The 26,202-nt window shown below is 72.3% G+C and carries 20 protein-coding genes, 2 tRNA genes and 2 pseudogenes; 11 read left to right on the top strand and 13 right to left on the bottom strand.

Annotated elements, in window-relative coordinates; genetic code table 11:
- Positions 1 to 587: 587 nt before the first annotated feature.
- Positions 588 to 2,348, top strand: coding sequence for a TIGR03767 family metallophosphoesterase (locus ACIBW6_RS13440; RefSeq protein ID WP_399059423.1), 1,761 nt, complete (start codon positions 588 to 590; stop codon positions 2,346 to 2,348).
- Positions 2,349 to 2,351: 3 nt separating this feature from the next.
- On the opposite strand, the gene ACIBW6_RS13445 is transcribed toward ACIBW6_RS13440, so the two are convergent.
- Both ACIBW6_RS13445 and pepN read right to left on the bottom strand, forming a co-directional pair.
- Positions 2,352 to 3,428 carry a hypothetical protein gene (locus ACIBW6_RS13445; RefSeq protein WP_399059424.1) on the bottom strand — a complete coding sequence of 359 codons (1,077 nt, stop codon included), beginning with the start codon at positions 3,426 to 3,428 and terminating at the stop codon, positions 2,352 to 2,354.
- Positions 3,429 to 3,640: 212 nt separating this feature from the next.
- On the bottom strand, positions 3,641 to 6,220 hold the full coding sequence (pepN, locus tag ACIBW6_RS13450) for an aminopeptidase N (protein WP_399059425.1): 2,580 nt from the start codon (positions 6,218 to 6,220) through the stop codon (positions 3,641 to 3,643).
- A 168-nt stretch (positions 6,221 to 6,388) separates the two neighbouring features.
- Between pepN and ACIBW6_RS13455 the strand changes: the two genes are divergently transcribed.
- Positions 6,389 to 7,033: a DsbA family protein gene (locus ACIBW6_RS13455; protein WP_399059426.1), complete on the top strand. Its 645-nt coding sequence runs from the start codon at positions 6,389 to 6,391 to the stop codon at positions 7,031 to 7,033.
- A 27-nt stretch (positions 7,034 to 7,060) separates the two neighbouring features.
- Here the strand turns inward: ACIBW6_RS13455 and ACIBW6_RS13460 are convergent, their stop codons facing one another.
- The 4 genes from ACIBW6_RS13460 to ACIBW6_RS13475 all read right to left on the bottom strand — a co-directional run bounded on the left by ACIBW6_RS13460 (position 7,061) and on the right by ACIBW6_RS13475 (position 11,219).
- A complete protein-coding gene (locus ACIBW6_RS13460) occupies positions 7,061 to 7,285 on the bottom strand; it encodes a hypothetical protein (protein WP_399059427.1) in 225 nt (74 codons plus the stop codon).
- Positions 7,286 to 7,432: 147 nt separating this feature from the next.
- Complete coding sequence (locus tag ACIBW6_RS13465) at positions 7,433 to 8,083, bottom strand: superoxide dismutase (RefSeq protein ID WP_399059428.1); 651 nt, start codon at positions 8,081 to 8,083, stop codon at positions 7,433 to 7,435.
- Between the two features lie 178 nt (positions 8,084 to 8,261).
- Positions 8,262 to 9,683 carry an amino acid permease gene (locus tag ACIBW6_RS13470; RefSeq protein ID WP_399059429.1) on the bottom strand — a complete coding sequence of 474 codons (1,422 nt, stop codon included), beginning with the start codon at positions 9,681 to 9,683 and terminating at the stop codon, positions 8,262 to 8,264.
- 117 nt (positions 9,684 to 9,800) lie between these two features.
- Positions 9,801 to 11,219, bottom strand: coding sequence for an amino acid permease (locus ACIBW6_RS13475; protein WP_399059430.1), 1,419 nt, complete (start codon positions 11,217 to 11,219; stop codon positions 9,801 to 9,803).
- Positions 11,220 to 11,499: 280 nt separating this feature from the next.
- On the opposite strand from ACIBW6_RS13475, the gene ACIBW6_RS13480 reads away from it, so the two are divergent.
- On the top strand, positions 11,500 to 12,096 hold the full coding sequence (locus ACIBW6_RS13480) for a biotin transporter BioY (protein WP_399059431.1): 597 nt from the start codon (positions 11,500 to 11,502) through the stop codon (positions 12,094 to 12,096).
- 15 nt (positions 12,097 to 12,111) lie between these two features.
- On the opposite strand, the gene ACIBW6_RS13485 is transcribed toward ACIBW6_RS13480, so the two are convergent.
- On the bottom strand, positions 12,112 to 13,437 hold the full coding sequence (locus ACIBW6_RS13485; RefSeq protein WP_399059432.1) for an FAD-binding oxidoreductase: 1,326 nt from the start codon (positions 13,435 to 13,437) through the stop codon (positions 12,112 to 12,114).
- Between the two features lie 57 nt (positions 13,438 to 13,494).
- Positions 13,495 to 14,271, bottom strand: a complete 777-nt coding sequence (locus tag ACIBW6_RS13490; protein WP_399059433.1) for a hypothetical protein — start codon at positions 14,269 to 14,271, stop codon at positions 13,495 to 13,497.
- Positions 14,272 to 14,492: 221 nt separating this feature from the next.
- On the opposite strand from ACIBW6_RS13490, the gene ACIBW6_RS13495 reads away from it, so the two are divergent.
- A complete protein-coding gene (locus tag ACIBW6_RS13495) occupies positions 14,493 to 16,235 on the top strand; it encodes a serine/threonine-protein kinase (RefSeq protein WP_399059434.1) in 1,743 nt (580 codons plus the stop codon).
- 55 nt (positions 16,236 to 16,290) lie between these two features.
- Here ACIBW6_RS13495 and ACIBW6_RS13500 read toward each other — a convergent pair whose 3' ends face one another.
- Entirely contained in the window at positions 16,291 to 17,727 is a 1,437-nt protein-coding gene (locus tag ACIBW6_RS13500) for an amino acid permease (RefSeq protein WP_399059435.1), read from the bottom strand.
- Between the two features lie 194 nt (positions 17,728 to 17,921).
- Here ACIBW6_RS13500 and ACIBW6_RS13505 point away from each other — a divergent pair, with 194 nt between their 5' ends.
- Positions 17,922 to 18,410 carry a ribose-5-phosphate isomerase gene (locus tag ACIBW6_RS13505; RefSeq protein WP_399059436.1) on the top strand — a complete coding sequence of 163 codons (489 nt, stop codon included), beginning with the start codon at positions 17,922 to 17,924 and terminating at the stop codon, positions 18,408 to 18,410.
- A gap of 107 nt (positions 18,411 to 18,517) precedes the next feature.
- Positions 18,518 to 19,342 carry an Fpg/Nei family DNA glycosylase gene (locus tag ACIBW6_RS13510; RefSeq protein ID WP_399059437.1) on the top strand — a complete coding sequence of 275 codons (825 nt, stop codon included), beginning with the start codon at positions 18,518 to 18,520 and terminating at the stop codon, positions 19,340 to 19,342.
- Here ACIBW6_RS13510 and ACIBW6_RS13515 read toward each other — a convergent pair.
- Positions 19,323 to 19,466, bottom strand: a pseudogene (locus ACIBW6_RS13515) (GNAT family N-acetyltransferase); the annotation flags it as partial. The gene ACIBW6_RS13510 and the pseudogene ACIBW6_RS13515 overlap by 20 nt on opposite strands.
- 8 nt (positions 19,467 to 19,474) lie before the next feature.
- Between ACIBW6_RS13515 and ACIBW6_RS13520 the strand changes: the two are divergent.
- A pseudogene (locus tag ACIBW6_RS13520) lies at positions 19,475 to 19,624 on the top strand (GNAT family N-acetyltransferase); the annotation flags it as partial.
- A gap of 252 nt (positions 19,625 to 19,876) precedes the next feature.
- Positions 19,877 to 21,049: a PP2C family protein-serine/threonine phosphatase gene (locus ACIBW6_RS13525; RefSeq protein ID WP_399059438.1), complete on the top strand. Its 1,173-nt coding sequence runs from the start codon at positions 19,877 to 19,879 to the stop codon at positions 21,047 to 21,049.
- 511 nt (positions 21,050 to 21,560) lie between these two features.
- Here ACIBW6_RS13525 and ACIBW6_RS13530 read toward each other — a convergent pair.
- Positions 21,561 to 22,721, bottom strand: a complete 1,161-nt coding sequence (locus ACIBW6_RS13530; protein ID WP_399059439.1) for a cation:proton antiporter — start codon at positions 22,719 to 22,721, stop codon at positions 21,561 to 21,563.
- Between the two features lie 219 nt (positions 22,722 to 22,940).
- Between ACIBW6_RS13530 and ACIBW6_RS13535 the strand changes: the two genes are divergently transcribed.
- Entirely contained in the window at positions 22,941 to 23,396 is a 456-nt protein-coding gene (locus tag ACIBW6_RS13535) for an HD domain-containing protein (RefSeq protein ID WP_399059440.1), read from the top strand.
- A 225-nt stretch (positions 23,397 to 23,621) separates the two neighbouring features.
- Here ACIBW6_RS13535 and ACIBW6_RS13540 read toward each other — a convergent pair whose 3' ends face one another.
- Positions 23,622 to 24,785 carry an acyltransferase family protein gene (locus tag ACIBW6_RS13540; RefSeq protein WP_399059441.1) on the bottom strand — a complete coding sequence of 388 codons (1,164 nt, stop codon included), beginning with the start codon at positions 24,783 to 24,785 and terminating at the stop codon, positions 23,622 to 23,624.
- A 667-nt stretch (positions 24,786 to 25,452) separates the two neighbouring features.
- Here ACIBW6_RS13540 and ACIBW6_RS13545 point away from each other — a divergent pair.
- Entirely contained in the window at positions 25,453 to 25,647 is a 195-nt protein-coding gene (locus ACIBW6_RS13545; RefSeq protein ID WP_324769983.1) for a hypothetical protein, read from the top strand.
- A gap of 90 nt (positions 25,648 to 25,737) precedes the next feature.
- On the opposite strand, the gene ACIBW6_RS13550 is transcribed toward ACIBW6_RS13545, so the two are convergent.
- Positions 25,738 to 25,808, bottom strand: a tRNA-Gly gene (locus ACIBW6_RS13550).
- Positions 25,809 to 25,982: 174 nt separating this feature from the next.
- On the opposite strand from ACIBW6_RS13550, the gene ACIBW6_RS13555 reads away from it, so the two are divergent.
- A tRNA-Pro gene (locus tag ACIBW6_RS13555) sits at positions 25,983 to 26,059 on the top strand.
- Positions 26,060 to 26,202 lie beyond the last annotated feature (143 nt).

Consider the following 26,202-nt stretch of genomic DNA (forward strand, 5'->3'; position numbering starts at 1 on the left):
GTGAAGGTGGGACTACAAGGGTGGTGTGCAGAAGGCTCCGGAATTCGGTGCCGGATGACCGCTCAGCCTTACGTAAGTGACCGCGGTTTGGGGAGAGTTGTCCGAGGCGGGATGAGGCCGTGGCGTACTTCCGCCACCCGCCATCCGGCGCGAACCGGGGTCTATCGGGGTGTATCGGGGCCCTGCCCTGAACGCTGCGTGGAGGCTCTGCACTCTTCGTGGTCGTCCGGCGCCTGCCCCGAGGCAACGGGCTCCGCCCCGGCCCCGCTCCTCGATCGCCGCGGGGCCTCGAACTGCCCGCGCCCGGACGGGCGCCCCCTTCCCCGGGAGGTGAACGCGGAGTGACGGTGAGGGGGGTGCGTTCCCCCGCCCGCATGACCACTCGGGCCGCCCTTCACCACCCCGCCGCCGTGCGGTGATCCACGTACCGTGATCGGCGTTGTGCGTTGCGTCGCCGTTCACGCGCAGGCCACCCCCGCTGCCAACGATCCAGGAGGAGCGGGAAGCCCGGCCCGGAACCCTCGGAGCCGCCGGCCCGCCGACCCGCCGTCACTGTTGCCGCGTTCCGCACCCGGGGAGACCGCGCCATGCCGCGCACACGCTCTGTCACCAATGCCGTCGCGTCCCTCGACCGCCGGGCCCTGCTGGCCGCCACCGGCGCGGTGACGCTCTCCGCCGGGCTCGGCTACGCGCTCGGCCCCGGCGGCCCCGAAGCCGCCGCAGGACCCGCCCCCGCCCGCGCCCTGTCCGCCCGCGAGGCGCCCGCCGCCCCGCTCGCCCCCTACACCCGCGGCACCACCCTCGACGCGGTCGCCGCCGCCCCGGCCGGGCCCGGCTACCGCCGGCTGGGCTCAGGACCGGCGTGGCCGCGCGTCGTGCGCTCCGACCTGACGGCGCCCCGCTCCGGGCGCGCCGCCCGCCGGACCCCGCTCGCCGCCTTCGTCCACCTCACCGACCTGCACCTGGTCGACGTACAGCACCCGCTGCGCTACGAGTACCTGCGCGCGCAGACGGCCAGCGCCTGGCGGCCGCAGGAGGCGCTCTCCGTGGCCGGAGCGGTGGCGCTCGTCGAGCGGATCAACGCGCTGCGCGGCGGCCCCGTCACCGCGGCCCCGCTGGGCTTCGCCATGACCACCGGCGACAACACGGACAACAACGCCCGCTCCGAACTCGACTGGTTCCTCACGGCGATGAGCGGCGGCCGCATCACCCCGAACACCGGCGACCCGCGCCGCTACGAAGGAGTGCAGAACAGCGGCCTGCCGCTCTACTGGCAGCCCGACGCGGCCCTGCGCGACGCCGACAAACAGCGCCACGGCTTCCCCCGCATCCCCGGCTTCCTCGCCGCCGCCGTCGCCGAGGTGCGCAGCCCGGGCCTGAACGTGCCCTGGTACTCCACGGTCGGCAACCACGACTCGCTGCCCGGCGGCTGCTACGCGCCCGGCGCCTCCTTCTTCGCCGAGTTCGCGGTGGGCGGCCGCAAGCTGATGGAGCTGCCCGCCGCCGAGGCCAAGGCGGTCTGGGACAACGTCAAGGGCGGCGGTGACCCCAAGGGCAAGGACTTCCGGCAGCTGCTCGCCCGCCGGGCCCGCGCCCTGCGCCCGGTCACCCCCGACGAGGCCCGCGCCCCGTTCACCCCCGCCGAGTACCTCGCCGCGCACCTCGACCCGGCCCGCACCGGCCCCGGCCCCGTCGGCCACGGCTACACGCAGGCCAACCTCGCGGAGGCCACCCAGTACTACACATTCCGTGTCTCCGGCGACGTCCTCGGCATCAGCCTCGACACGACCGACCCCGGCGGCCACTACGAGGGCTCCCTCGGCACCACCCAACTGGACTGGCTCACCCGGCAGTTGCAGGACGCCGAGCGGAACGGCGACCACGTGATCGTCTTCTCGCACCACACCAGCAAGAGCATGCGCAACCTGCGCGCGGACCCGGCCCGTCCCACCGAGCGGCGCCACAGCGGCAAGGAACTCGTCGCGCTGCTGGCCCGCCACCGCCCGGTCCTGGCCTGGGTCAACGGCCACCACCACAAGAACGTCATCACCGCGCACCCCGGCGAGCACGGCGCGGGCGGCTACTGGGAGATCTCCACCGCCTCCCACGTCGACTTCCCGCAGCTGGCCCGGATCGTCGAACTCACCGACAACCACGACGGCACGCTCTCCCTCTTCACCACCTGCGTCGAGTCCGCCGCACCGCACCGCACCGACTTCACCGACCTCAGCCAGCCGGGCCTCGCCGCCCTCTACCGCGAACTCTCCTTCAACGCCCCGGGCGCCCGGCAGGACCTCGCCGGCACCCCCGGCGACCGCAACACCGAACTCGTGCTGCGCAAGCGGTAGCACCTACCGGGGCAGCACCACGACGTAGGCCGCCGGGTCGCGGTCCCCCGCGGCCATCAGCGCGGTCCGCACCACCATGGCCTGCTGCTCCAGGGACTCCCGCAGCTTCCTCGGCGTCAGGTGCACGACGCTGATGCCGAGCCGCTCCAGGTGCTCGCGCTTGCGGACGTACTCGCTGAACGCGTCGGACCCGGCCGCGCGCGCCGTGCGGGTGTCCAGCTCCACGGCGACGGCCTGGTCGGGCCAGAACGCGTCGACGCCGCCCAGGTGCGGGCCGCCGGGCAGCCGCAGGTCCACGTTCCACAGCGGTTCCGGCAGCCCGTACTCGCGCACCATCGCGTACAGCCGGTCCTCCGCGATCGCCCGGCCCTCCGCGAGCAGCGAGTCCACCGCGTCCACCACGTGCGGGCGGGTCAGCAGCCGCGCCAGCGTGAGCTCCCGGACGACGGCGGCCGGTTCGCAGTGGCCGCCGCGGACCGCCTCGGTCAGCAGCAGGCGCACCGCACCCGCGTCGGTGAGCTGCCCGATCGCGTCCGCGAGCGCCCGCGGCACCGGCGCGACCGGCACCCCCGACAGCTGCACCGGGGCCGGCAGGGCCGTGGCGCGCACCAGCCGGGCGAACTCGGTGGAGCGCAGCCGCCGGGTGCGCGGCACGAGGACGTCGATGTGGTGGAGCGAGGCCGGCGGGGGAGCGGCGGCGAAGCCGTGCAGGGCCAGCGCCGCGAGCCCGGTCACCAGGGCGTCCGTGCAGGGCAGGCCCGCAGGACCGGGGCCGCCGTGCGCCTGCCCGGCCGCGGGCTGGGCCGGGACACCGTCCGCCGGGTGCCGCAGGTCCGGGGTCCGCCCGGCGTACAGCAGCACCGCGTGCAGCCGATCCTCGCTGGTCGGCGGCCCCGGGTGGAGCAGGAACACCCCGGGCAGCACCCGCTGCCAGGGCCCGCCGGCGCGGCACCGCTCCTGCGCCGCGGCGGCGGAGACCCCGTGCGCCTTCAGCTGGGCGCCGCTCATGACGCGCCGCTGGGCGTCGGCGAGGTGGCGCAGGGGGCGGGGGGACAGGGGCGCGGGGGTGTTGTGGTTCATGACCCGGACCTTCCCGGACAGAAGGGCCCCGCTAACCGCTGTTACAAGCGCGTTGCTCAAACCGGACAAGTTCGCCCTAAAGTCCGGATGTCCGGCTGCCGAAAGGGCCTGGCGGCAGACGGGTTACGGCCAGTCATACCCACATTCGGTAACACCCGTGCCACGCCCCGGCGCCGGGCCCGCGTCAACCCGGCGCCGCGCGTTCACCCTCGTCAGGCCCCCGCGGCGGCGTCGCAGGCCTGCCCGCGCAGCGCCCGCGCCAGATCGTCCCGGGCCTCCAGGACCAGGCGCCGCAGCGCGGGCGCGGCCCCCTCGTGCGCGGCGAGCCACGCGTCGGCCTGCGCCAGCGTCTCCGCCGAGTCCTGGAGCGCCGGGAACAGCCCGCGCACGACGTCCATGCCGATCTGGATCGACCGCTCGGCCCAGACCCGTTCGATCGCCGCGAAGTACTTCTGCGCGTACGGCGCCGTCAGCTCCCGCTGGGACGGCTGCTGGAACCCGGCGATGACCGCCTCCACCAGCGCGTTCGACAGCGCGTCCGACTCCACCACCTGCGCCCAGGCCTGCGCCTTGACCGCCGCCGACGGGCGCGCCGCCAGGCAGCGCACCTGGTGCCGCTTGCCGGACGCGGTGTCGTCCCGCGCCAGCTCCGCGGCGAGCACCGCCTCGTCGGCGACGCCGTACGCGGCGAGCGTGTCCAGCAGCGACCAGCGCAGCTCCTGGTCGACCTCCAGACCGTCGATCTTCGCGCTGCCCGCCAACAGCCCTTCGAGGAGCTGGAGATCGGCCGGGCCGGACGCGACGGAGATGAAGAACCGCGCCCACGTCAGCTGGTGCTGGCTGCCGGGCCCGGCCACCCGCAGCTCCCGCAGCGCGCCCTCGGCGAGCAGGCGCCCGCCCTCCTCGCGCCACCCCGGGGCCGCGTAGTGCGCGAGCGCGGAGCGCGCCCAGGCGTGCAGCATCTGGAGCACGCCGATGTCCGACTCGCGCCCGGCGAACCGCAGCACCAGGTCGACGAAGTCGCGGGCGGGCATGAGCCCGTCCCGCGTCAGGTTCCACAGCGCGGACCAGCACAGGGCGCGGGCCAGCGGGTCACAGAGGTCGCCGAGCCGCTCGCGCAGCGTGGCCAGCGAGGTCTCGTCGAAGCGGATCTTGCAGTACGTGAGGTCGTCGTCGTTGACGAGGACCAGCTCCGGCGCCTCGGCCCCGGCCAGCTCGCCGACGACGGTCCGCGGCCCGTCCACGTCGACCTCGGCGCGCGCGTACCGTTCGAGCGCGCCTCCGGGCGTGCGCCGGTACAGGCCCACCGCGACCCGGTGCGGGCGCAGCTCGGGGTGGGACTCCGCGGCCTCCTGGACCACGGCCAGCTCGGTGATGCGCCCCTCGGCGTTCAGCACGGTCTGCGGGGTGAGGGAGTTGACGCCGGCCGTCTGGAGCCAGGAGCGCGACCAGCCCGCCATGTCGCGCCCGCTGGTCTCCTCCAGGACCGACAGCAGGTCGCCGAGGCGCGTGTTGCCGTACGCGTGGCGCTTGAAGTAGCGGCGCGCGCCCTCCAGGAAGGCGTCGCGGCCGACATAGGCCACGAGCTGCTTGAGCACGCTCGCGCCCTTGGCGTACGTGATGCCGTCGAAGTTGAGCTTCGCGTCCTCCAGGTCGCGGATGTCGGCGGTCACCGGGTGGGTGCTCGGCAGCTGGTCCGCGCGGTACGCCCACGCCTTGCGGTTGTTGGCGAAGGTGATCCAGCCGTCCGTGAACCGGGTCGCCTCCACCATCGAGAAGGACCCCATGAAGTCGGCGAAGGACTCCTTCAGCCACAGGTCGTCCCACCACCGCATGGTGACGAGGTCGCCGAACCACATGTGCGCCATCTCGTGCAGGATCACGTTGGCCCGGCGCTCGTACGACGCCTGCGTGACCCTGCCGCGGAAGATGAACTCCTCACGGAAGGTGACCATGCCCGGGTTCTCCATGGCGCCGAGGTTGTACTCGGGCACGAAGGCCTGGTCGTACTTGCCGAAGGGGTACGGGTAGTCGAAGTGCTCGTGGAAGAAGTCGAGCCCCTGCTTGGTGACGAGGAAGACGTCGTCGGCGTCGAAGTACGGCGCGAGCCCCTTGCGGCACATGGCGCCCAGCGGCACGACGAGCTTCGAGCCGTCCTCCAGGACGCGCTCGTAGCTGTCGGTCACGTAGTGGTACGGGCCGGCCACCACGGTGGTGATGTACGTGGAGATCGGCTTGGTCTCCGCGAACTGCCACACCCCGTCGACCAGTTCACCTGACCCGTTCGACCAGACCGTCCACCCCTCGGGCGCCTGCACGCTGAAGCGGTAGGGCGCCTTGAGGTCCGGCTGCTCGAAGTTGGCGAAGACGCGGCGCGCGTCGGCGGGCTCGTACTGCGTGTACAGGTACACCTCGCCGTCCTCGGGGTCGACGAAGCGGTGCATGCCCTCGCCGGTGCGCGAGTAGGCGCACTGGGCGTCGACCACCAGCTCGTTGTCCTCGGCCAGGTTCTCCAGCTGGATGCGGCTGCCGTCGAACACGGCGGCCGGGTCGAGGTCCTCGCCGTTCAGGGAGAGGGCCGTCACCGACGGCGCGACGAGATCGACGAACGTCGCCGCGCCCGGGTCGTCCGCCCGGAACCGGATCGTCGTCACCGAGCGGAACGTGCGCGGTCCCTCGCCACCCGCGGCGCCCACCGCCGACCGCAGGTCGAGGGCGACGTCGTACCCCTCGACGGACAGCAGGCCCGCCCGCTCGCGGGCCTCGTCGCGGGACAGATTCTCTCCGGGCACGGCGGCACTCCTTCGTGACGTTCTCGTATGGCCAGGTCCAGGCCCTTATGGGGCCGTTCGAACGCCTACGATCCTCGCACGCGGCCCTGAGGGCGGACAGCCGGGAATGCGGACGGCCCGGGCCACGTTGCCGCAGGCGAGACCACTCGGTGACTTCTGAGGAGAGCCATGTCCACTGTGGACGAGAAGACCCCCGTCGACTTCTGGTTCGACCCGCTCTGCCCCTGGGCCTGGATGACGTCCCGCTGGGTCCTGGAGGTCGAGAAGGTGCGCGACATCAAGGTCCGCTGGCACCTGATGAGCCTCGCGGTGCTGAACGAGCCGCGCCTGGACGAGCTGCCCGAGGAGTACCGGGAGATGATGCGCACCCAGGCCTGGGGCCCGGTCCGCGTCGTCATCGCCGCGCAGCAGGAGCACGGCCCGGAGGTGCTCGGCGACCTGTACACGGCGCTCGGCACCCGCATCCACAACCGCGGCGAGGGCCCCACGAAGGAGGCCGTCGCCGGCGCCCTCGACGAGGTCGGCCTGCCCGCCTCCCTCCTCGACCACTGGGACGGCACCAAGTACGAGGACGAGCTGCGCGCCTCGCACAAGGAGGGCATCGACCTGGTCGGCCAGGACGTCGGCACGCCGGTCATCGCGGTCCCCGGCGCGGACGGCAACCAGGTCGCCTTCTTCGGCCCGGTCGTCACCCCCGCCCCCAAGGGCGAGGAAGCGGCCAAGCTCTGGGACGGCACGCTGCTCGTCGCCTCGGTCCCGGGCTTCTACGAGCTCAAGCGCACGCGCACGCAGGGCCCGGTCTTCGACAACTAGTCCCTCGGCGGGCCGGCTCCCGGCCGGCTAGTCGTCGATGTCGGCGGGCAGGCGCCGCCCGTCCCACCTCCTGAGGTGCTGGCGCACGGTCCGGCACCCGGTCGTGGCACACCGCCAGGTCGCGTGGATGTCCGCGGGGCTCACCCCCCGGGCCGCGAGGACGGCCTGCTCGTTCGGCTTCAGATGACGGAAGGACCGGGGCCCGCCACCGCACGTGGGGCACGCCCACTCCATCCGCGCTGCTTTCACCATGCGGCCACGGTCCCGCGGAACGCCGCATACCGACAGACCCCGCGAGTCACGTCCTCGCGGGGTCTGTCGTCTTTCCGCCCGCCCGGCGTGAAGGTTGAGAAGACGATCACGAGGCGGGACGCTTCAGGAAGTCGGGAAGTCCGGACCTCAGGGAGCGAGCAGCAGGGCGTTCACGCGCTCCTTGGCGGCGGCGTACCGCTTGGCGACGTCCTGCCAGTTGACGACCTGCCACATGGCCTCGATGAAGTCGACCTTCTGGTTCTTGTACTGCAGGTAGAAGGCGTGCTCCCAGGCGTCGAAGACCAGGACCGGCGTCGAGCCCTGGCCGACGTTGCCCTGGTGGTCGTAGACCTGCTCGACGATGAGGCGGCCGGAGAGCGGCTCGTAGGCGAGGACGCCCCAGCCGGAGCCCTGCGTGGTCGCCGAGGCCTTGGTCAGCTGCGCCTTGAACTTGGCGAAGGAGCCGAAGGACTCGGTGATCGCGTCCGCGAGGTCGCCGACCCCGTCCGCGGCGAGCGGCTCGCCGCCGCCACCGTCCTTGGGGCTGTTCATGTTGTGCCAGTAGATGCTGTGCAGGATGTGCCCGGAGAGGTGGAAGGCCAGGTTCTTCTCCAGCCCGTTGATCGCGCCCCAGCTCTCCGTGTCGCGCGCCTCCGCCAGCTGCTCCAGGGTGTCGTTCGCACCCTTCACGTACGCCGCGTGGTGCTTGTCGTGGTGCAGCTCGATGATCTGCGGGTTGATCACCGGCTCGAGCGCCGCGTAGTCGTACGGGAGTTCCGGGAGTGTGTAGATCGCCATGTCCGTCCGTGCCCTTCGGCCGCAAGCTGCTGGTGCAGAGCTTATTGCAATCAATGTGCAAGTGCAGGCTAACAGCAGCAAGCTCCGGAGTTGATCAGCCCTTGGTCCTAGGTCGTGCGTACACGCGTACGGCCCCCGGAGCGGGTGCTCCGGGGGCCGTACACGGGGACGGGCGCGGCTACTTCCTCGCGGCCAGCCGCTGGCGCGCGTAGCCGACGACCGCGAGGATCACGGTGAGTCCGCCCGCGTAGTAGAGCTGCTCGCGGGTGCCTTCCTCGCGGGCCATCAGCACGAAGACGACCGCCATGCCGGCGAGCGCCACCCAGGTCAGGTACGGGTAGGCCCACATCTTCACGACCAGCCTCTCCGGCGCCTCGCGCTCCAGCCTGCGGCGCAGGACCAGTTGCGAGGCGGCGATGAAGAACCAGACGACGAGGATGATCGCGCCGATCGTCTTCAGCAGCCACTGGAAGATGTCGTCGGGGCGCCAGTAGCTGAGCAGGACGCAGACGAAGCCGAAGACCGCCGACAGCAGCACGGCGATCCGCGGCACCCCGCCGTGGATCCGCCCGATGACCTTGGGCCCCTGGCCGCGCGCGACGAGCGACCCGGCCATCCGGGACGCGCCGTAGATGTTGGCGTTCATCGCCGAGAGCAGGGCGACGAAGACCACGACCTTCATGATGACCCCGGCGGCCGGCAGGTCCAGGTGCTCAAGGGTGGCGACGTAGGAGCCCTTGTCCGGGTCGACCAGCGCCTTGTCGGACCACGGGATGAGCGCGACGACCACGACCATCGAGCCGACGTAGAACAGCGCGATCCGCCACATCGCCGTCCGCACCGCCTTCGCGACGCCCTGCACCGGGTGCTCGGACTCGGCCGCGGCGATGGTCACGGTCTCCAGGCCGCCGTACGCGAACACCGAGGCGAGCAGGCCGGCGATCAGCCCCTCGGTCCCGTTGGGCATGAAGCCGCCGTGGCCGGTGAGGTTCTCCGTGCCGGGCGCGTCGTTGCCGAGCAGCCCCGCGATCGCCAGGACCCCGATGACCAGGAACGCGACGATCGCGGCGACCTTGAGCGTGGCGAACCAGAACTCGAACTCGCCGAAGTTCTTCACCGCCGAGACGTTGGTGCCGGTGAACACGAGCATGAACAGGGCGACCCAGAGCCACTCCGGCACGCCCGGGACCCAGCTGTGCGCGATCTGTGCCGCGCCGATCCCCTCCAGACCCACCGCCACGCAGAGCAGGAACCAGAACGCCCAGCCCGCGGTGAACCCGGCCCAGGGCCCGATCGCCCGCTCCGAGTGGACCGAGAAGGAGCCGGAGGCCGGGTACGCGGCCGCCATCTCGCCGAGCATGCGCATCACGAGCATCACCAGGGCGCCCGAGATCGCGTAGGCGAGGACGATCGAGGGCCCGGCCGCCGCGATGGCGGTGCCGGAGCCGACGAAGAGGCCGGCGCCGATCACCCCGCCGAGGGCGATCATCGACAGGTGGCGCTGCTTGAGGCCGGGCGTGAGCGATGCGGCGTCGGCCGGCTGGTCGCCGGCCGGTGCGGCCGCACCCTCGGCGCTGGGCTGCGCGGACGTCCGAGACATGGGAAAGCCCTGTTCGTAGCGGAGACGGGGGAGAACGTAAGGCGTACGTAAAGCGGCCACAGTCTGGGCGGACGCCCCGCTCACCGGGAAGACGTTTCCGCTATACGGACACGACGCTCACACCCCGCGACGGTCCCGTCGACGAACGGTGAAGGGCCGGCCACGCCGCGCACGCAGCTCGCGCACGCCCGCGACCAGCAGGACCGCCGCGGTCGCCGCCGTCGACCACAGCAGCTGCGGCCGCGCCGTGTCGTCGGTCAGCATCAGCGCGAAGACCACCGCCATCGCGGCGAGCGCCACCCAGGTCAGGTACGGGTAGGCCCACATCTTCAGCACGAGCCGTTCCGGCGCCTCGACCTCCAGACGCCGCCGCAGCCGCAGCTGCGACACCGCGATCAGCGCCCACACGAACAGCAGCACGGCGCCGACCGAGTTGAGCATGTAGAGGAAGACCGTGTCGGGCCACTCCAGATTGAGCAGGACCGAGACGAAGCCGAACGCGACCGACGCCAGCACCGCCCGGCGCGGCACCCCGCCGCGCACCGCGAGCAGCGCCCTCGGCGCCTCGCCCCGCTCGGCCAGCGAGAAGACCATGCGGGAGGAGCCGTACAGGTTGGCGTTGAGGGCCGACAGCAGCGCCACGAAGACGACGATGTTCATGATCTGGCCCGCCGACGGGACCCCGAGGGAGTCCAGGACCGTGACGTAGGGGCTGATCCCCGCCTGCTGCGCGGTCCAGGGCAGCACCGTCACGATGACCAGCATCGAGCCGACGTAGAAGAACAGGATGCGGAAGACCGCGCTGCGCACCGCCCGCGCCACCGAGCGCACCGGGTCCTCGGACTCCGCCGCCGCGATGGTCACGACCTCCAGGCCGCCGAACGCGAAGACGACCGCGAGCACCCCGGAGACGACGCCCTGCCAGCCCCGCGGCAGGAACCCGCCGTCCCCGGTGAGGTGCGTGAGCCCCACCGGGTCGGTGTCGGGCAGCAGCCCGAAGACGGCCAGCGTGCCGAGGACCAGGAACGCGACGATGGCGACGACCTTGAGCGTGGCGAACCAGAACTCGAACTCGCCGAAGTTCTTCACCGCCGCCAGGTTGGTCGCGGTGAACACCACCATGAACAGCAGCACCCACGCCCACTGCGGCACCCCCGGCACCCAGCCGTTCGCGATCTGCGCGGCGCCCGTCGCCTCCACGGCGAGCACGACCACCAGCAGGAACCAGTACAGCCAGCCGACGCTGAACCCCGCCCACCGGCCGAGCGCCCGCTCGGCGTGGACCGAGAACGACCCGGACGCGGGCATCGCCGCCGACATCTCGCCGAGCATCCGCATCACCGACATCGCCAGCGCGCCCGCGATCAGGTACGACACGACGATCCCCGGCCCGGCGACCGCGATCCCGGCGCCCGAGCCGACGAAGAGGCCCGCGCCGATGACGCCACCGAGCCCGAGCATCGTCAGATGGCGCTGTCTGAGCCCGCCCGCGAGGGGTTCGTCCGGAGCTTCGGCGGGGGTGACGTGGTCGTGCATGAGGTGATCGGCCGGCTCTCGGGACTCACAGGGGAATTGGCGGGAACCTACAGTCTCCCCGCCCGCCACCCCGCACCGCAAAACGGGCCCTGACTACCCGCGTCGTCAGTGACGAGCATCACCCCGCACGAGGTGTACAGAGCGCCCTTTGTACGGAGCCCACCAACAGCGGGCCCGAGCCTTTGTCGACCGGCGACCGTGATCGGCTCGACCGCCCTGGGATAGCGTCACGGAGTCCCGCCCTGCCCGACCTCACGGTCCTGCGCACCTCGGAGTCCCCATGAGTACCGCCGCAGCAGTCGCCCGCCCGGGCAAGGTCCTGGCCGACCTCCTCCCCGCCTCCCGCACCAAGGCCGCCGTCGCCGCCAAGAGCGCGGCCCTGATCGTCGGCGGCGCCGCCCTCACCGGCATCGCCGCGCAGATCGCCGTCCCCGTGCCGGGCTCCCCGGTGCCGGTCACCGGCCAGACCTTCGCCGCGCTCCTCGTCGGCACCGCGCTCGGCGCCCGCCGCGGCTTCCTGTCCATCGCCCTGTACGCGCTCGCGGGCATGGCGGGCCTGCCGTGGTTCGCCGAGGGCGGCTCCGGCTACGCGATGCCCTCGTTCGGCTACGTCCTCGGCATGCTGCTCGCCGCGACCGTCGTGGGCTCCCTGGCCCGCCGCGGCGCCGACCGCTCCGCGCTGCGCACCGTCGGCACCATGCTGCTGGGCGAGGCGATCATCTACGCGGTCGGCGTCCCGTACCTGGCGCTGTCCACCGGGATGAGCGCGTCCGCGGCGATCGCCGCGGGCCTCACCCCGTTCCTCATCGGCGACGCCCTCAAGGCGGCCCTGGCGATGGGCGTGCTGCCCGCCGCCTGGAAGCTCGCCGACAAGTAGAGAGCCGACCTGGGGCTACTCGCTCCTCCGGAAGAGGTTCGCCGGGTCGTACGCGGCCTTCACATCGGCGAGCCTCTTTCGCGTATCGGCGTCGAACAGCCCCTCCGTACGCTCCCCGCCGCCGAAGGCGAAGGCGAGGGAGCGCCCCAGGATGTGCTCCGCCACGGTGCCGAACGCCGCCGCCTGATGGGCCCGCGCGGCCTGCTCGGACGAGCCGTCGAGCGGCGACAGGATCCGCAGCAGCCACTCCGCCTCCCGGTGGGGCACCGCGTTCGGCGCGGGCCGGGCGAGGGCGCCGCCCAGGTGGTTGAGCTGGACCACGTGCATCGCGCCGGCCTGGGGTCCGCACCGCGCGAACACCTCGGCGGCCGCGGCGACGTCCAGCTCGCTCAGCAGGACGCCGTCCCCGCAGTAGGCGTGCGGGAACTCCGGGTCGTTGTGGATGGTCGGGCTCTCGGCGTACGGCATCTCGCGCAGCGTGTCCGTGACGGCGGGCCCGAGCGCGGCGCGCAGCGGGGCCACGAGCCGCTCGCCCTCCGCGGCGCTCCCGGTGAACGCGACCCGCACCGAGACCACGTACTGCCCGCGCAGGTGCGGCGGCAGCGCGGGCAGGTCCGGGTAGACGAGCGCGGCCACGGACGAGGTGAGCGCGGGCGGCACGGTCGCCGCCCACCGCGCGTACGCCGCCAGCAGGGCCGCGGGGTCGGCGGCCCGCCCGTCATGGGCGAGGAACCCGCCGTACAGCCGGGTCACCGGGACGAGGTCCACCTCCAGGGAGGTCACCACGGCGAGCCCCGCGCCGCCGCCGAGCAGCCCCCAGTACAGCTCGGGGTCCTGATCAGCGGTGACGTGCCGGGCCGTGCCGTCGGCCGTCACCACGTCGAGGGAGCGGACGTGGTCCGCGGTGTAGCCGAACTCCCGTGCCAGGATGCCGAGTCCGCCGCCGAGGACGTAGCCGGCGGCGCCCACGGTCGGCGCCGACCCGTTGAGCGGGGCGAGTCCGTGCGCGGCCGCCGCCTCGGTGACCGCGCCCCAGCGGGCGCCCGCCCCGATCCGGGCCGTGCGGGCCACCGGGTCCACGGTGACCCCGGCCAGCCCCCGGGTGCTGACGAGGACCCCGCCGCGCACCGCGCCGGGCAGCCCGTGCCCGGTGGCGTGGACGCCGAGGGGCAGACCGGCCGCGGCCGCGTACCGCACGGCGGCCACCACGTCTTCCGCGCGGGCCGCCGCGTAGATCACGTCCGGCCGCCGGACGAACCCCGTCTGGAAGGAGGCGAGTGCGTCGTCGTAGCCGTCCTGGCCGGGCCGCAGGATCACTTTGCCGTCGTCATGCGTAGTCATGACCACCACGGTCCCTGCTCAACCTGACAGCTTCCGTCAGCTTTTCCGCCGGTCTCCTCAGCGCGGCGCCTGCGGGGCGGACGGCCTGCGCGTCGCCCACCACAGTCCGGCCCCGCCCGCGGCGAGCAGGGCGGCCCCGGCCGCGCCGAGCGGCAGGACGCCGTCCCGGGGACCGGTCGACGGCAGCGTCCCGGTGTCACCGCTCTTGTCGCCGCTCTCGTCACCGCCCTTGTCGCCGGCCGGCGCGGCCGGCTTGTTCTCGGTGCCGAGCAGCAGCGGGGTCACGGGCGCGTTCGGCGAGGGGCTCGTCGTGCCGAACGGCACCGGCCCCTGCTGCCAGAAGGTCTTCTTCCCGTCCGCACTCGTCACGGGCAGGCAGATCCTTCCGGTTTTCGCGAGATCGAATGTCGCGGAGATCTTGTAGGTCTCGGACTTTCCGGCCGCGAGATTATCGATCGCGCAGCTGAATCCGCTGTTCGACCCCTTGGGGAGATCGCTTTTTCCGATCGCGGTGCAGCCCGGCACATCCTTGATCGTCATTCCGTCGAATCCGACGACGAGAAGACTGACCTTTCCACTGTCCTTGCTGCCCGTGTTGCTGACGCCGGCGACGAGATTCTTCGTTTCCCCGGTCGTGTTGTCCGCCGTGATCCTCTCGCTGAGGCCCGTGCGCAGAGCGACCCCCGCGGGCGCCTTGTCCACGGCCTTGCCGCCCTTGCCGCTGCCCGGCCCGGGACCGTCGTCCCCGGCGGCGGCGAAAGGCAGGACCATGACGGTCGCCACCGTCGCGGTAAGCAGTGAACCGGCAATGGTGACCTGCCGCCTCGAACTCATGTCCGTCCCCCTAGGTCATTTCCGTGCATCCCCGACCGCGTCCGAATTCGCAGTACTTGAAGAGGTACCACAAGATTTCTCCGCACTATGCTGGTCCGGCGCGAAGTGTTGTTCCTGTTTCCCGGGGGTGCGGTCGATTGCCAGGAAATGTGAGCGGAGGGGTCCAGGGGCTCGTGGTGGCGGCGCGCTACCGCCTGGACGCACCAATAGGCCAGGGCGGAATGGGGCGCGTGTGGCGCGCGGTCGACCAGATGCTCGACCGGCCCGTCGCCGTGAAGGAGATGCGCATCGACGGCCTCGACCCGGAGGACGCGCGCACCCGCCGGGAGCGCACGCTGCGCGAGGCCCGCGCGACGGCCCGCATCGACCACCCGAACGTGGTGCGCGTGTACGACGTGGTGGACGAGGGCGAACGCCTGTGGATCGTCATGGAGCTGGTCCACGGCCGCTCCCTGGAGCAGGTCCTCGTCCAGGACGGCCCGCTGGGCGTCGAGGCGGCGGCGGAGATCGGCCGGGGCTTGGCCGACGCGCTGCGCCCGGTGCACGCGGGCGGCGTCCTGCACCGGGACATCAAGCCGGGCAACGTCATGCTCGAACGGGCCGGTCGGCGCCGCGTCATGCTCACCGACTTCGGGATCGCGGCGATCCAGGACATGACGGCGCTCACCATGGCCGGCATGCTCGTCGGCTCGCCCGACTACATGGCCCCCGAGCGGATCTCCGGCCGGCCCCAGGGCCCGCCCTCCGACCTGTGGTCACTGGGGGCGACCCTGTGCGCGGCGCTCGGCGGCCGGTCCCCGTTCAGCCGCGACACGACGCTGGCCACGCTGCACGCCGTGCTCCACGAGGAGCCGCACCTGCCGCCCGTGGCGGGGCGGCTGACGCCCCTGCTGAGCGCCCTGCTGGCGAAGGAGCCGGGGGAGCGCCCCGACCTCGACGCGATCCTGCGGGCGCTCGCCCCACCCCCGCACGAACCCACCTTGATCCCGCACCCGGCACCACAGCCCCTCCCGGAGCCTTCGCCCCCGGACCGGTCGGCGTCACAGTCGACTCCGGATCGACCGGCGTCACAGTCGACTCCGGATCGACCGGCGTCACCGCCGTCTCCGGACCGCTCGCCGTCACCGCCGTCTCCGGACCGGTCGACGCCGCCCTCGACCCCGGACCGGTCGGCACCGCCACCGCCCCCGGACCAGTCCGCACCGCCCACGACGCACACCCTCGACATCGGCCGGCACGATCCGACCGTGCTCTCCACCGAGCCCGCTCCCGCCGGGGGTACGCGCCGGAACTCCCCGGACGGGCCGCCGCCCGGGCCTGCCGGGCCCCGGCCGAAGCGGCGCCGGGTCGCCCTGCTGGCCGTCGGCGGAGCCCTGGTCGCCGGGCTCGTCGCGGCCCTCGCCCTCACCCTGCCGGGGGACGACACCCGGGTCGGCGACAGGCAGGCGGGCGGCGGGGCGGCGGCCGCGTCCCGCCCGCCCACCGTGGAGGGCACCTCGCGCCCGCCGCCGGCCGACCCGTCGCTGCCGCCGGGCTCGCGCCGGGAGGCGGGGTGGGCGTGGGTGCCGCCGAAGGGCTGGGACCGGGTCGTGAAGACGGCGTCCGAGGTGCACTACACGTCACCGGACGGCCGGCAGGAACTGGTGGCCCAGTCGGCGCTGGCCAAGGACGACCTCCTGGCGACCTGGCAGAAGGCCGAGCTCGACGCGCACCAGGGCCAGGACTACCGGAAGATCCGCCTCGACCGCACCACGTTCCGCGGCCGCCCCGCGGTGGTCTGGGAGTACCTGTTCACCCTGGAAGGCGCGCGCTGGCACGCCGAGCTGCTCGGCTTCGACCAGGGCTCGCGCTCCTACCAGCTGGGCACCTGGTACCGGCCGGAGACGGCGGACCGGGCCCGTGCGACGTACGAGCAGGTGAAGGAGACCTTCACGGTGCTCCCGTCGACCCTCTCCGGCGGCTGACCAGCGGGGTCCGGGACCGGAGCCCCGTGACCTCCGCCGCGACGGCCCCGCGGGGTCAGCGCCGCCGCTGCACCCGGTCCCGTACCAGCGAGACGCCGACCACCAGCACGGCCACCAGCAGCGACAGCAGCACCTGCTCGCGCCCGGCGTCGTCGGTCAGCATGTAGACGAGCACGAAGGAGATCATCGCGATCGTCGCCCAGGTCAGGTAGGGGAACAGCCACATCTTGACGACGAGCTTCTCCGGCTGCTCGCGCAGGATGATGCCGCGCATCCGCAGCTGCGTGAAGCAGATGACGAGCCACACGAACAGCGCGACCGCGCCGGAGGAGTTGAGCAGGAAGTCGAAGACGGTGTCCGGCCACTGGTAGTTGAACCAGACGGCGAGGAAGCCGAAGACGACCGAACCGAGGATCGCGGCCCGCGGCACGCCCCGCGAGGTGGTCCGCGCGAACGCCTTCGGCGCGTCCCCGCGCTGCCCGAGCGAGAAGGCCATCCGGGAGGCGGTGTAGAGGCCGGAGTTCAGGCACGACAGGACGGCCGTCAGCACGATGACGTCCATCACCTGACCGGCGTGCGGGATGCCGATCGAGTTGAGCGCGGCGACGTAGGAGCCGTCCTTGAGGATCGCGGCGTCGTTCCACGGCAGCAGGGTCAGCACGACGAAGATCGAGCCGAGGTAGAAGATGCCGATGCGCCAGATCACCGAGTTGGTGGCCCGGGTGACGGCCTTCTGCGGGTCCTCGGACTCACCGGCGGCGAGCGTGACGATCTCCGAGCCCATGAAGGAGAAGACGACCATCAGGACGCCGGTCAGGATCGCGCCGGGCCCCTCGGGGAAGAACCCGCCGGAGTCCGTCAGATGCCCGAACCCGTTGCCCGGGTTGTCGGAGCCCGGCAGCACGCCGAAGACGGCGAGCAGGCCGACGATCACGAACGCGCCGATGGCGACGACCTTGATCCCGGCGAACCAGAACTCGAACTCGCCGTAGCTGCCGACGGCCGCCAGGTTCACGGCGGTGAGCACGACCATCACGATCAGCGCCCACCCCCACTGCGGCACCCCGGGTATCCAGCCGTTGAGGATCTTGGCCCCGGCGGTCGCCTCCACGGCGAGCACCACGACCCAGAAGAACCAGTACAGCCAGCCGATCGAGAAGCCGGCCCAGCGGCCGAGCGCCTGGTCGGCGTAGGCGGAGAAGGAGCCGGAGGTCGGCCGGGCCGCGGCCATCTCGCCGAGCATCCGCATCACGAGGACGACCATCGCGCCGACCAGGGCGTACGAGATGAGGATGGCGGGGCCGGCCGCCGCGATGCCGGAGCCGGAGCCGACGAAGAGTCCGGCGCCGATGACACCGCCGATGGCGATCATCGAGAGGTGGCGGTTCTTCAGCCCGGCCTTGAGGCCGTCACCACCGTCCGGTCCGGCGCCTGACCCGGTGGGGTCGCCCGGGGAGGTGTCTTCCGTCGCAAGGGATGACTGCGAGGTCATGAACGGATCCTTAGGTTCTCGGGGTACGAGCCCTGGCATTCAAAGCGCAGAGGAGTCCGGGGCGGAAGACCTGACTCCGGATTGTTGTCTTCGTTACGTCGCCCGCACGCCGCCCTCACCTCCGCACGGCCCGATGACCATGACTGCGCCCCCGGTCGCGGCTACCCGGCCCGCGGCGTGCCACACTCGGACCCATGCGCGTGTACCTCGGCTCGGATCATGCCGGCTACGAACTCAAGAACCACCTGGTCGAATGGCTCACGGCCCATGGCCACGAGCCCGTCGACTGCGGACCCCACATCTACGACGCCCAGGACGACTACCCCCCGTTCTGCCTCCGCGCCGCGGAGCGCACGGCGGCGGACCCGGCCGCCCTCGGCATCGTGATCGGCGGCTCCGGCAACGGTGAGCAGATCGCCGCGAACAAGGTCAAGGGCGTCCGTGCGGCCCTCGCCTGGAGCGAGCAGACCGCGGCCCTCGGCCGCGAGCACAACAACGCGAACGTGATCTCCATCGGCGGCCGGATGCACACCGAGGAGGAGGCGACGAAGTTCGTCGAGATCTTCCTCGGCACCCCGTACTCGGACGAGGAGCGCCACCAGCGCCGCATCGACATGCTGTCGGCGTACGAGGAGACGGGCGAGCTCCCCGCCATCCCGCCGCACCACCCGCAGCAGCCGTAACCCGGCCGAATCCAGCCCCTCCGGCGCTTGCGGAGCGGGGTCCGGGGCGGAGCCCCGTGTCCCGGGCCGCGAGCGCCGGGACCAGGCCCGCCCCGAGAGGAACCGGCATGCCCGAGGGCCACACGATCCACCGCCTGGCCCAGGACCACGCCGAACGCTTCGCGGGCCACCCGGCCGAGGTCACCAGCCCCCAGGGCAAGTTCTCCGCCGCGGCCGCCCTCCTCACCGGCCGGGAGCTGACCCGCACCGAGGCCCACGGCAAACACCTCTTCCTGGGCTTCGGCGCCGCCCAGGACCCGGCCTGGGTCCACATCCACCTGGGCCTCTTCGGCAAGTACACCCTCGGCGACGGCCCGGCCCCGCCGCCCACCGACACGGTCCGGCTGCGCCTGCGCACCGCCACGCACTACGCGGACCTGCGCGGTCCCACCACCTGCGCCCTGATCACGGACGCCGAGAAGCAGGCGATACACGACCGGCTCGGCCCGGACCCGCTGCGCCCCGACGCCGACCCGGCCCGGGCGTACGCGCGCATCGCCCGCAGCCGTACCTCCATCGCCGCGCTCCTGATGGACCAGAAGGTCATCGCGGGCGTCGGCAACGTCTACCGGGCCGAGGTCCTCTTCCGGCACGGCATCGACCCGTACACCCCGGGCAAGGACCTCGCGCCGGACGAACTCGCCGCCCTCTGGGACGACTTGGTGCTCCTGATGCGCGAGGGCGTCCGCCTCAACCGCATCGACACGGTCCGCCCCGAGCACACCCCCGAGGCGATGGGCCGCCCGCCGCGCGTCGACGACCACGGCGGCGAGGTCTACGTCTACCGGCGGGCGGCCCACCCCTGCCACCTGTGCGGCACCGCCGTCCGCACGGCGGAACTGGCGGCCCGCAACCTCTTCTGGTGCCCGTCCTGCCAGCCCGCCCGGCCCTGACCCGCGCCGTGATCAGCGACACGTCACCGAGGTGGGCCGCACCCAACTCCCGTACGGACAAGGCGAGATCGGCTGGCTCCCGGGTCCGCTCGCAGGAGGCGCCCTTCGCGTCGCGCCAGCATCCCGGGCCGGGTGCCGATGGTGAGCGTCGCCGCGACGCACCGCAGGCGCGGCATCCTCACGTCGATGATGCGCCGCCGGCTCGACGACGTATGGGCCTGGCACCGCGAGCCGCTCGCGGTGCTGACGGCGTCCGAGCCGGCGATCTACGGCCGGGTCGGGTCACAGCAGCCGCTCCTGCGGCGACTCGCCCACCCCGCCGAAAGCCACCTCGAGCCGGGCGTACCAGTGCTCCCATTCGTCCTGGGCCAGTACACGTACGTCGGTCGTCATATGCCATGCCCAGCAGGGCAAGCGGGACGGGAGCGAGCGGATTTCCCCGGCCGCGGGTCCCCGGCCGCGGGTGCCCGGACAGGGGAACAAGTGGGACCACCCGTGCACAGATCCAGGCCCGATGGATAAGGTCCACGAGCGATGGCGGTACGACGAGAGCGGCGCGCGCGAGAGCGGCGCGCGGCAGCGGAGACGTTCACGGCCCGGATGAAGAAGCGCGCGCACCGGGTCCGCACAGCCCTGCGCAAATCCGGGGTCGACTACTTCCGGGGCGACGGTTCGGACTGGATCGCGCTCGCCGGGCTGCTGCTCACGATCCCGCTGATCACCTGTTTCACCATCCTCGACCCGGTCTGGTGCACGCCGACCGTCCTCGTCCTGCCGATCGTCGCGGGCGGCCTGGTGCTGCGCCCGGCCAGCCTGCTCGGCCTGTACGCGGCAGCGGCGGCGGCGCTGATCGTCGAGTCGGTCCAGCTGGGCCCGTACTCGCAGCGCGCGGCGGGCGTCACGCCCGGTACCGTCCTGACCGTCGCGGCCTGCGGATTCTTCGGGCTGCTCATAGCGCAGTTCCGCAGCCGTGTCGGGGTGCCCTGGCGGCGCGGCGGCACGATGCTCTTCGACCTGCGCGAGCGCATCCGCACCCAGAGCCGGCTGCCGAAGCTGCCGCAGGGCTGGCACCGGGAGATGGCGCTGCGCCCGGCCGGCGGGCAGTCCTTCTCCGGCGACTTCGTGGTCGCGGCCCGCACGAACAACGGCCGCACGCTCGAAGTCGTCCTCACCGACGTGTCGGGCAAGGGCATGGACGCGGCCTCCCGCGCCCTGCTCCTGGCGGGCGCCTTCAGCGGGCTGCTCGGCTCGCTGCCGCCGCACGCCTTCCTGCCCGCCGCCAACGGCTACCTCCTGCGCCAGGACTGGGACGAGGGGTTCGCGACCTCGATCCACCTCGTCCTTGACCTGGAGTCCGGGGACTACGAGCTGTACTCCGCCGGGCACCCGCCGGGCCTCCAGCTCAGCGCCGGCACGGGGCGCTGGGAGGAGAAGGCGGCCGAGGGTCCCTTGCTCGGGGTCTACGACGGCGCCGAGTTCGACGCGACGAAGGGGACGTTGCGCCCCGGCGATGTGCTGATGCTCTTCACCGACGGGCTGGTGGAGACCGCCGAGCGGGACATCACCGAGGGGATCGACCGGCTCACCGGGGAGGCCGACCGCTATGTCTCCGGGGGGTTCCACGGCGCCGCCTGGCACCTCATCGAGGCGGTGGCCAAGGACGTCAACGACGACAGGGCGCTCCTCTTGATCTGCCGCGACAACTGACCCGGCGCGCCACAGAAGGGGCCCCGCTCGTTCTTCGTCTGCCGGCCGGCGAGGCGTCCCCGCGCCCCCAAGACGCGCACTACGTGCGCCCCGGTTTGTCTGCGGCTCCGGTGGGGGCTGGTCGCGCAGTTCCCCGCGCCCCTGAGATGCGCACTACGTGCGCCATCTCATCGCCCCCCTGAGGCAGCGGCGAAGCCGCAAGCCTCCAGGGGCGCGGGGAACGGCGCGAGAACCCCCACCGGCCGGGCAGCCGAGGAACTGCCCAGGGGCGCGGGGAACGGCGCGAGAACCCCCCACCGGCCGGGCAGCCGACGAACTGCCTAGGGGCGCGGGGAACGGCGCGAGAACCCTCACCGGCCGGCCAGCCGACAAACTACCCAGGGGCGCGGGGAACGGCGCGAGAACCCCCCACCGGCGGGGCAGCCGACGAACTACCCAGGGGCGCGGGGAACGGCGCGAGAACCCCCCACCGGCGGGGCAGCCGACGAACTACCCAGGGGCGCGGGGACACCTATCCCACCCCGGCCCGCTCCGACCTCGCCCCCGCGAAGCGCCACCCCACCCAGGACGACCGCCCCGCCGCAAGCGGCCCAAGAACCGCCAGCACCAGCACATACCCCGCGATGAACGGCGCCAGCCGCTCATCGAGCCCCGCGCCGGCGGCCATCGTCCCGAGGATCAACGCGAACTCCCCCCGCGCCAACAGCGTCGCGGACACGTTCGCAGCCGCACCCACCCCGAACCCGTACACCCGGGCCACTCCCACCCCCGCCGCCACATTCATCACCAGCGTCACAGCGACAGCGACCAGCACCGGCCCCACCACCCCCGGCAGATCCCCGGGATCGATCGACAGCCCGAACCCGAAGAAGAAGATCGCCCCGAACGCGTCCCGCAACGGATGCACCAGCGCCCGGATCCGCTCCCCGGACGCGGTGGCCCCGAGCATCAGCCCGACCATGAACGCCCCGATCGCGTCCGCGACCCCGAACCACTCCGACACCCCGGCCACGAACACCGCCGCCCCGAGGAAGGAGATGACGAGCAACTCGTCGTCCTTGGTACGGAAGAGCGTGCCGACGACCCGCGTGCCGAACCGCGCGGCCAGCGCGAGCAGCAGCAGGAACCCGAAGGCCTTGCCACCGTCGAGCACCGCGGCGCCCAGCGAGTCGGCACCGGACAGGATCGGCTGCAAGGCGGCCAGGTACAGCGCCAGGAAGATGTCCTCGACGACGATGATGCCGAGGATCGGCCGGGTCTCGGGGTTGCCGAGCCGCCCGGTGTCCACGAGGACCTTGGTGACGATGGCGGACGAGGAGATGCCGAGCACCCCGGCGAGGACCAGGGCCTCGGAGGTGCCCCAGCCGAGGGCGAATCCGAAACCGAGGCCGGCGCCGACGTTCAGCGCGAGGTAGGTCGCGCCCGCGACGGCCATCTTGCGGCCGCCCGCCTTGAGGTCGTCCAGATGGAACTCGAGACCGAGATAGAAGAGCAGCAGCACCAGGCCGAGCGCGGAGAGCATCTCCAGCTCGTGCGGGTCGTCGACGAGCACGACGCCCGGGGTGTGCGGGCCGAGCAGGATCCCGGCCAGGATGAACAGCGGGATGGTGGGGAGTCCGATGCGCCCGCCGAGGCGGGCGAGGACGGCGGCGGCCAGGAAGGCTCCGCCCATGGCGATCAGGGTGTCTGCGTGTCCGATGGGCCCGTTCCTCCAGGTAAAGGATTGGTCAAAGAAGAGTCAATAGTTAGCTTACCAAACGAGTGGTGGGACCCTGCGGGCATGCGTCGGCAGCGGCCCGGACCGTCACGACGCACGACGTCCGGGCCGCTCGACCGGCCCTGCGGTAAAGGGAGTTCACGGGCTGCGGCGGCCCGCGGCTATGGTCGCCCCATGCTGACGCCGAAGGAGATCGAGGCCCTGGCCCGGCAGGCGCACGCCGGGCAGCGCGACAAAGCGGGGCGGCCCTACGCCGAGCACCTCGCCGCCGTGGCCGCGGGCGTCGAGGCGCGGGGCGGCACGGACGAGCAGGTGGCGGCGGCCTGGCTGCACGACGCCGTCGAGGACGACGCCCTCAGCGCGGAGTGGCTGGCCGGTGCCGCGCTGGCGGCAAAGACCAAGGACATGGTCCGCGCCCTGACGAAGCAGCCGGGCGAGCCCCCGGAGGCGTACGCGCACCGGATCCTGTCGACGCCCGGTGCGCTGCTGGTGAAGGAGGCGGACCTGGCCCACAACGCGGATCCGGCCCGCCTCGCACTCCTGGAGGAGGCGACGCGGGCCCGGCTGACCCAGAAGTACGCGACGATGCGCGCCCTCCTGGGCCTGCCCGCACCGCCGGACGGCCGTTAGGGCCTGTCTCCCAGATCCCTCCTGCCTCGCGGCGTCTGGCACGCTCCCCCAGCTACCGCTGGGAGGTGCCCCCACTCGCCGCACCGGGCACAAGGCCAAGTACATCCAGTACGAGGCCTCGCACCCGGCACTCCCCCAGCCTTCGGCCGGGGGGACCCCCAGAGCACGCACCAGACGCCGCGAGGCCCGCCCTCCGGGCGGACGGAGGGATCTGGGAGACAGGCCCTAGCTCTGGTGGCGCGCCCGGGCCAGCTGCGCGGCGTCCTTCTTGAAGGCCCACTCCATCTTCGGCTCCATGGCGAAGCGGAAGAGGCGCTGCACGGGCGGCGTGCACAGCACGGTGACGACCGCCGCGGCGACGACCGTGACGGCGACCTGCCCGTACGGCTCGTGCACCCACGCCGCGTCGAACCAGCCCCAGAACCGGGACCCCTTCGCCAGGAACCCGTGCAGGAGGTAGCCGTAGAGGGTGCCGGCGCCGAGCACCGTGAACCACATCTTGCGCCGCGGCACCCACGCGAAGAAGCACGCGGTCAGCACCAGCGAGCAGCCCAGCAGCGCGAGCGTCATGACGACCCCGGCCCACCACGGGGCACCCAGCTCCTGCGCGCTGTCACGGTGGTAGAACCACGCGGACGTCATCCGCGGAGCCGCCCAGTACGCGAGGACGAGCGCGCCCGCCACGACCGGCACGGACAGGATCCGCACCTCACGCCGCCGCACCAGCTGGAAGTGCTCGGGCTTGAGGAAGAGCCCGAGGACGAAGAAGGGCAGGAACTGCAGCACGCGCTGGAGGTCGAGGTCGTCGCCGATGTCGGGGGAGATCGAGGCGAGCACGGCGATCCCGAGGGCGACCGGGACCGGCCAGCGGATGACCTTCCACAGGGGAGTGGTCAGCCGCCACACGAAGAGCGCGACCAGGAACCAGGTGAGGAACCACGGGTCGAGCAGGCTGAACGGATAGTCCGGGTCGTCGCCCGCGGTCCGCTTGAAGAGCGTGTACGCGACCTCGAAGAGGACGTACGGCACGGCGACGCCGGTGATCAGGCGCCGCAGCCGGTCGGGCCGCATGTCGAAGCTGCGCGAGAAGTAGCCCGAGACGACGATGAACGCCGGCATGTGGAACGTGTAGACGAACATGTACAGCGCTTCGGCGGTACGGCTGCCGTCGGTGAGCGGTTCCCAGCAGTGGCCCATCGCGACGAAGACGATGGCCAGGTACTTCGCGTTGTCGAAGAAGGCGTCCCGCTGCTTGGGCCGGGCGGCGCCGGCGGCCGGAGCGGGGTCGGCCTGCGGGGCTGTGGGGGCGGCGGTGGAGCGGGCCGGCGCGACCGCGGCCGCGGGGAGCGGGGTGCGATGCGAGCCGTGCGGGTGCAGCGAGTTGGTCACAGGCCCTCCCACCAGGAGCTCGGGGAGACGATCCGGGACCGCACTGCGCCGGGTGGGGTCGTGGCAGTGTGGAACATCTGAGGCACCCTAGTGGCGCCCGAGCGATTTCGTAAAACTCTCAACGCGAATCCTCCTTATCGGCCCCGCTTACCCCGGATTCCCGGAAGTCCGCCTGACGGCGTACGACATCGAGTCATGGCCGATCTGTCCGTTATCACACTCGTCATCCCCCTTAAACACCGCATAACACCCTCGAACGACACCGCCCGATTGTCCGATTGGTCACCTAAATCACACCGGTCGGAGACGCGGATAAGCGGGCGGATATTCAGCCGCCGGAGCCGGTTGCTTTTCCGTGCGCGCGCCGCGGGGGAATTGCGGAAAAGCCATGCGTGGCATGCGTCGGGCATGTGTAGGACGCATGTGCGGCCAGCGAAACGATCAAGCCGAAATCCGCGCTCGGGCGCGCCCGCCGACGGCCCCGGCGGCCCGCCGCGCTCATGCGCCCCAAGGGCGCCGGCCCCGCGCGCCACCACGCGCGCGTGGCCGACGATGCGTCACCGGCCGCATGCCGGGGCCGTGTTGGTGGCACGATGGTTCTGGCGGGGGGTGTGCGGGGCTGTGCCCCCCGGGCCGGGAGAGCGGACCGACCTAGGGTGTGATCAGTGTGGCCATTTCGCTGTCAGTGGTGCTGTTGTTGGCGATCGTCCTCGTGGTGCTCATGCGCGGCGGCTCGCTGAAGGCGGGGCCCGCCATCGTGGCGGTGCTCTTCGGCTTCTTCCTGGCGTCGACCGGAATGGCCCCTGCCATCAACAACTTCCTCAACTCCGTCGCGAGCAGCATCAGCGCGATAAATTTCTGAGGCACCGGCGGACGCGCGCCGGCCGGGGGCGTGACAAAGGCCTCCGGCCCGGCTCCACCGTGGTGGGAACCGGGCCGGAGGCCTCTCAAGAGCGGGCGACGGGAATCGAACCCGCGTAGCTAGTTTGGAAGACTAGTGCTCTACCATTGAGCTACGCCCGCACAGCTCGCGCCGCAGGTCACCGACCGCGGCACGGAAGGCATCGTAGCGGGTCCCGGGCTCCGCTCGCACACCCGTTGCCGCCGCCGTCGCCGTGGCACCTGCGCGACCCGCGCCGCGCCCCGGAACACGGGAGCCGCGCGGCCTGCGGGCATGTACCCTACGTGTCGCACCGACGGGGTGTGGCGCAGCTTGGTAGCGCGTCCGCTTTGGGAGCGGAAGGCCGTGGGTTCAAATCCCGCCACCCCGACCAGCGTTGCCGCGGCGACACGACGACCGCGGATCCTCCACGGGCGTCACCGCCGGATCGAACCCCAAGATCGCATTGTGGGTGTGCTCCGGCGTGCCGTTACTATGCAAGCTGCATGCCCGTGTGTCTCTCAAGCCGGGCACGAT

The sequence above is a fragment of the Streptomyces sp. NPDC049813 genome (assembly GCF_044465085.1).
Lineage (GTDB): Bacteria > Actinomycetota > Actinomycetes > Streptomycetales > Streptomycetaceae > Streptomyces.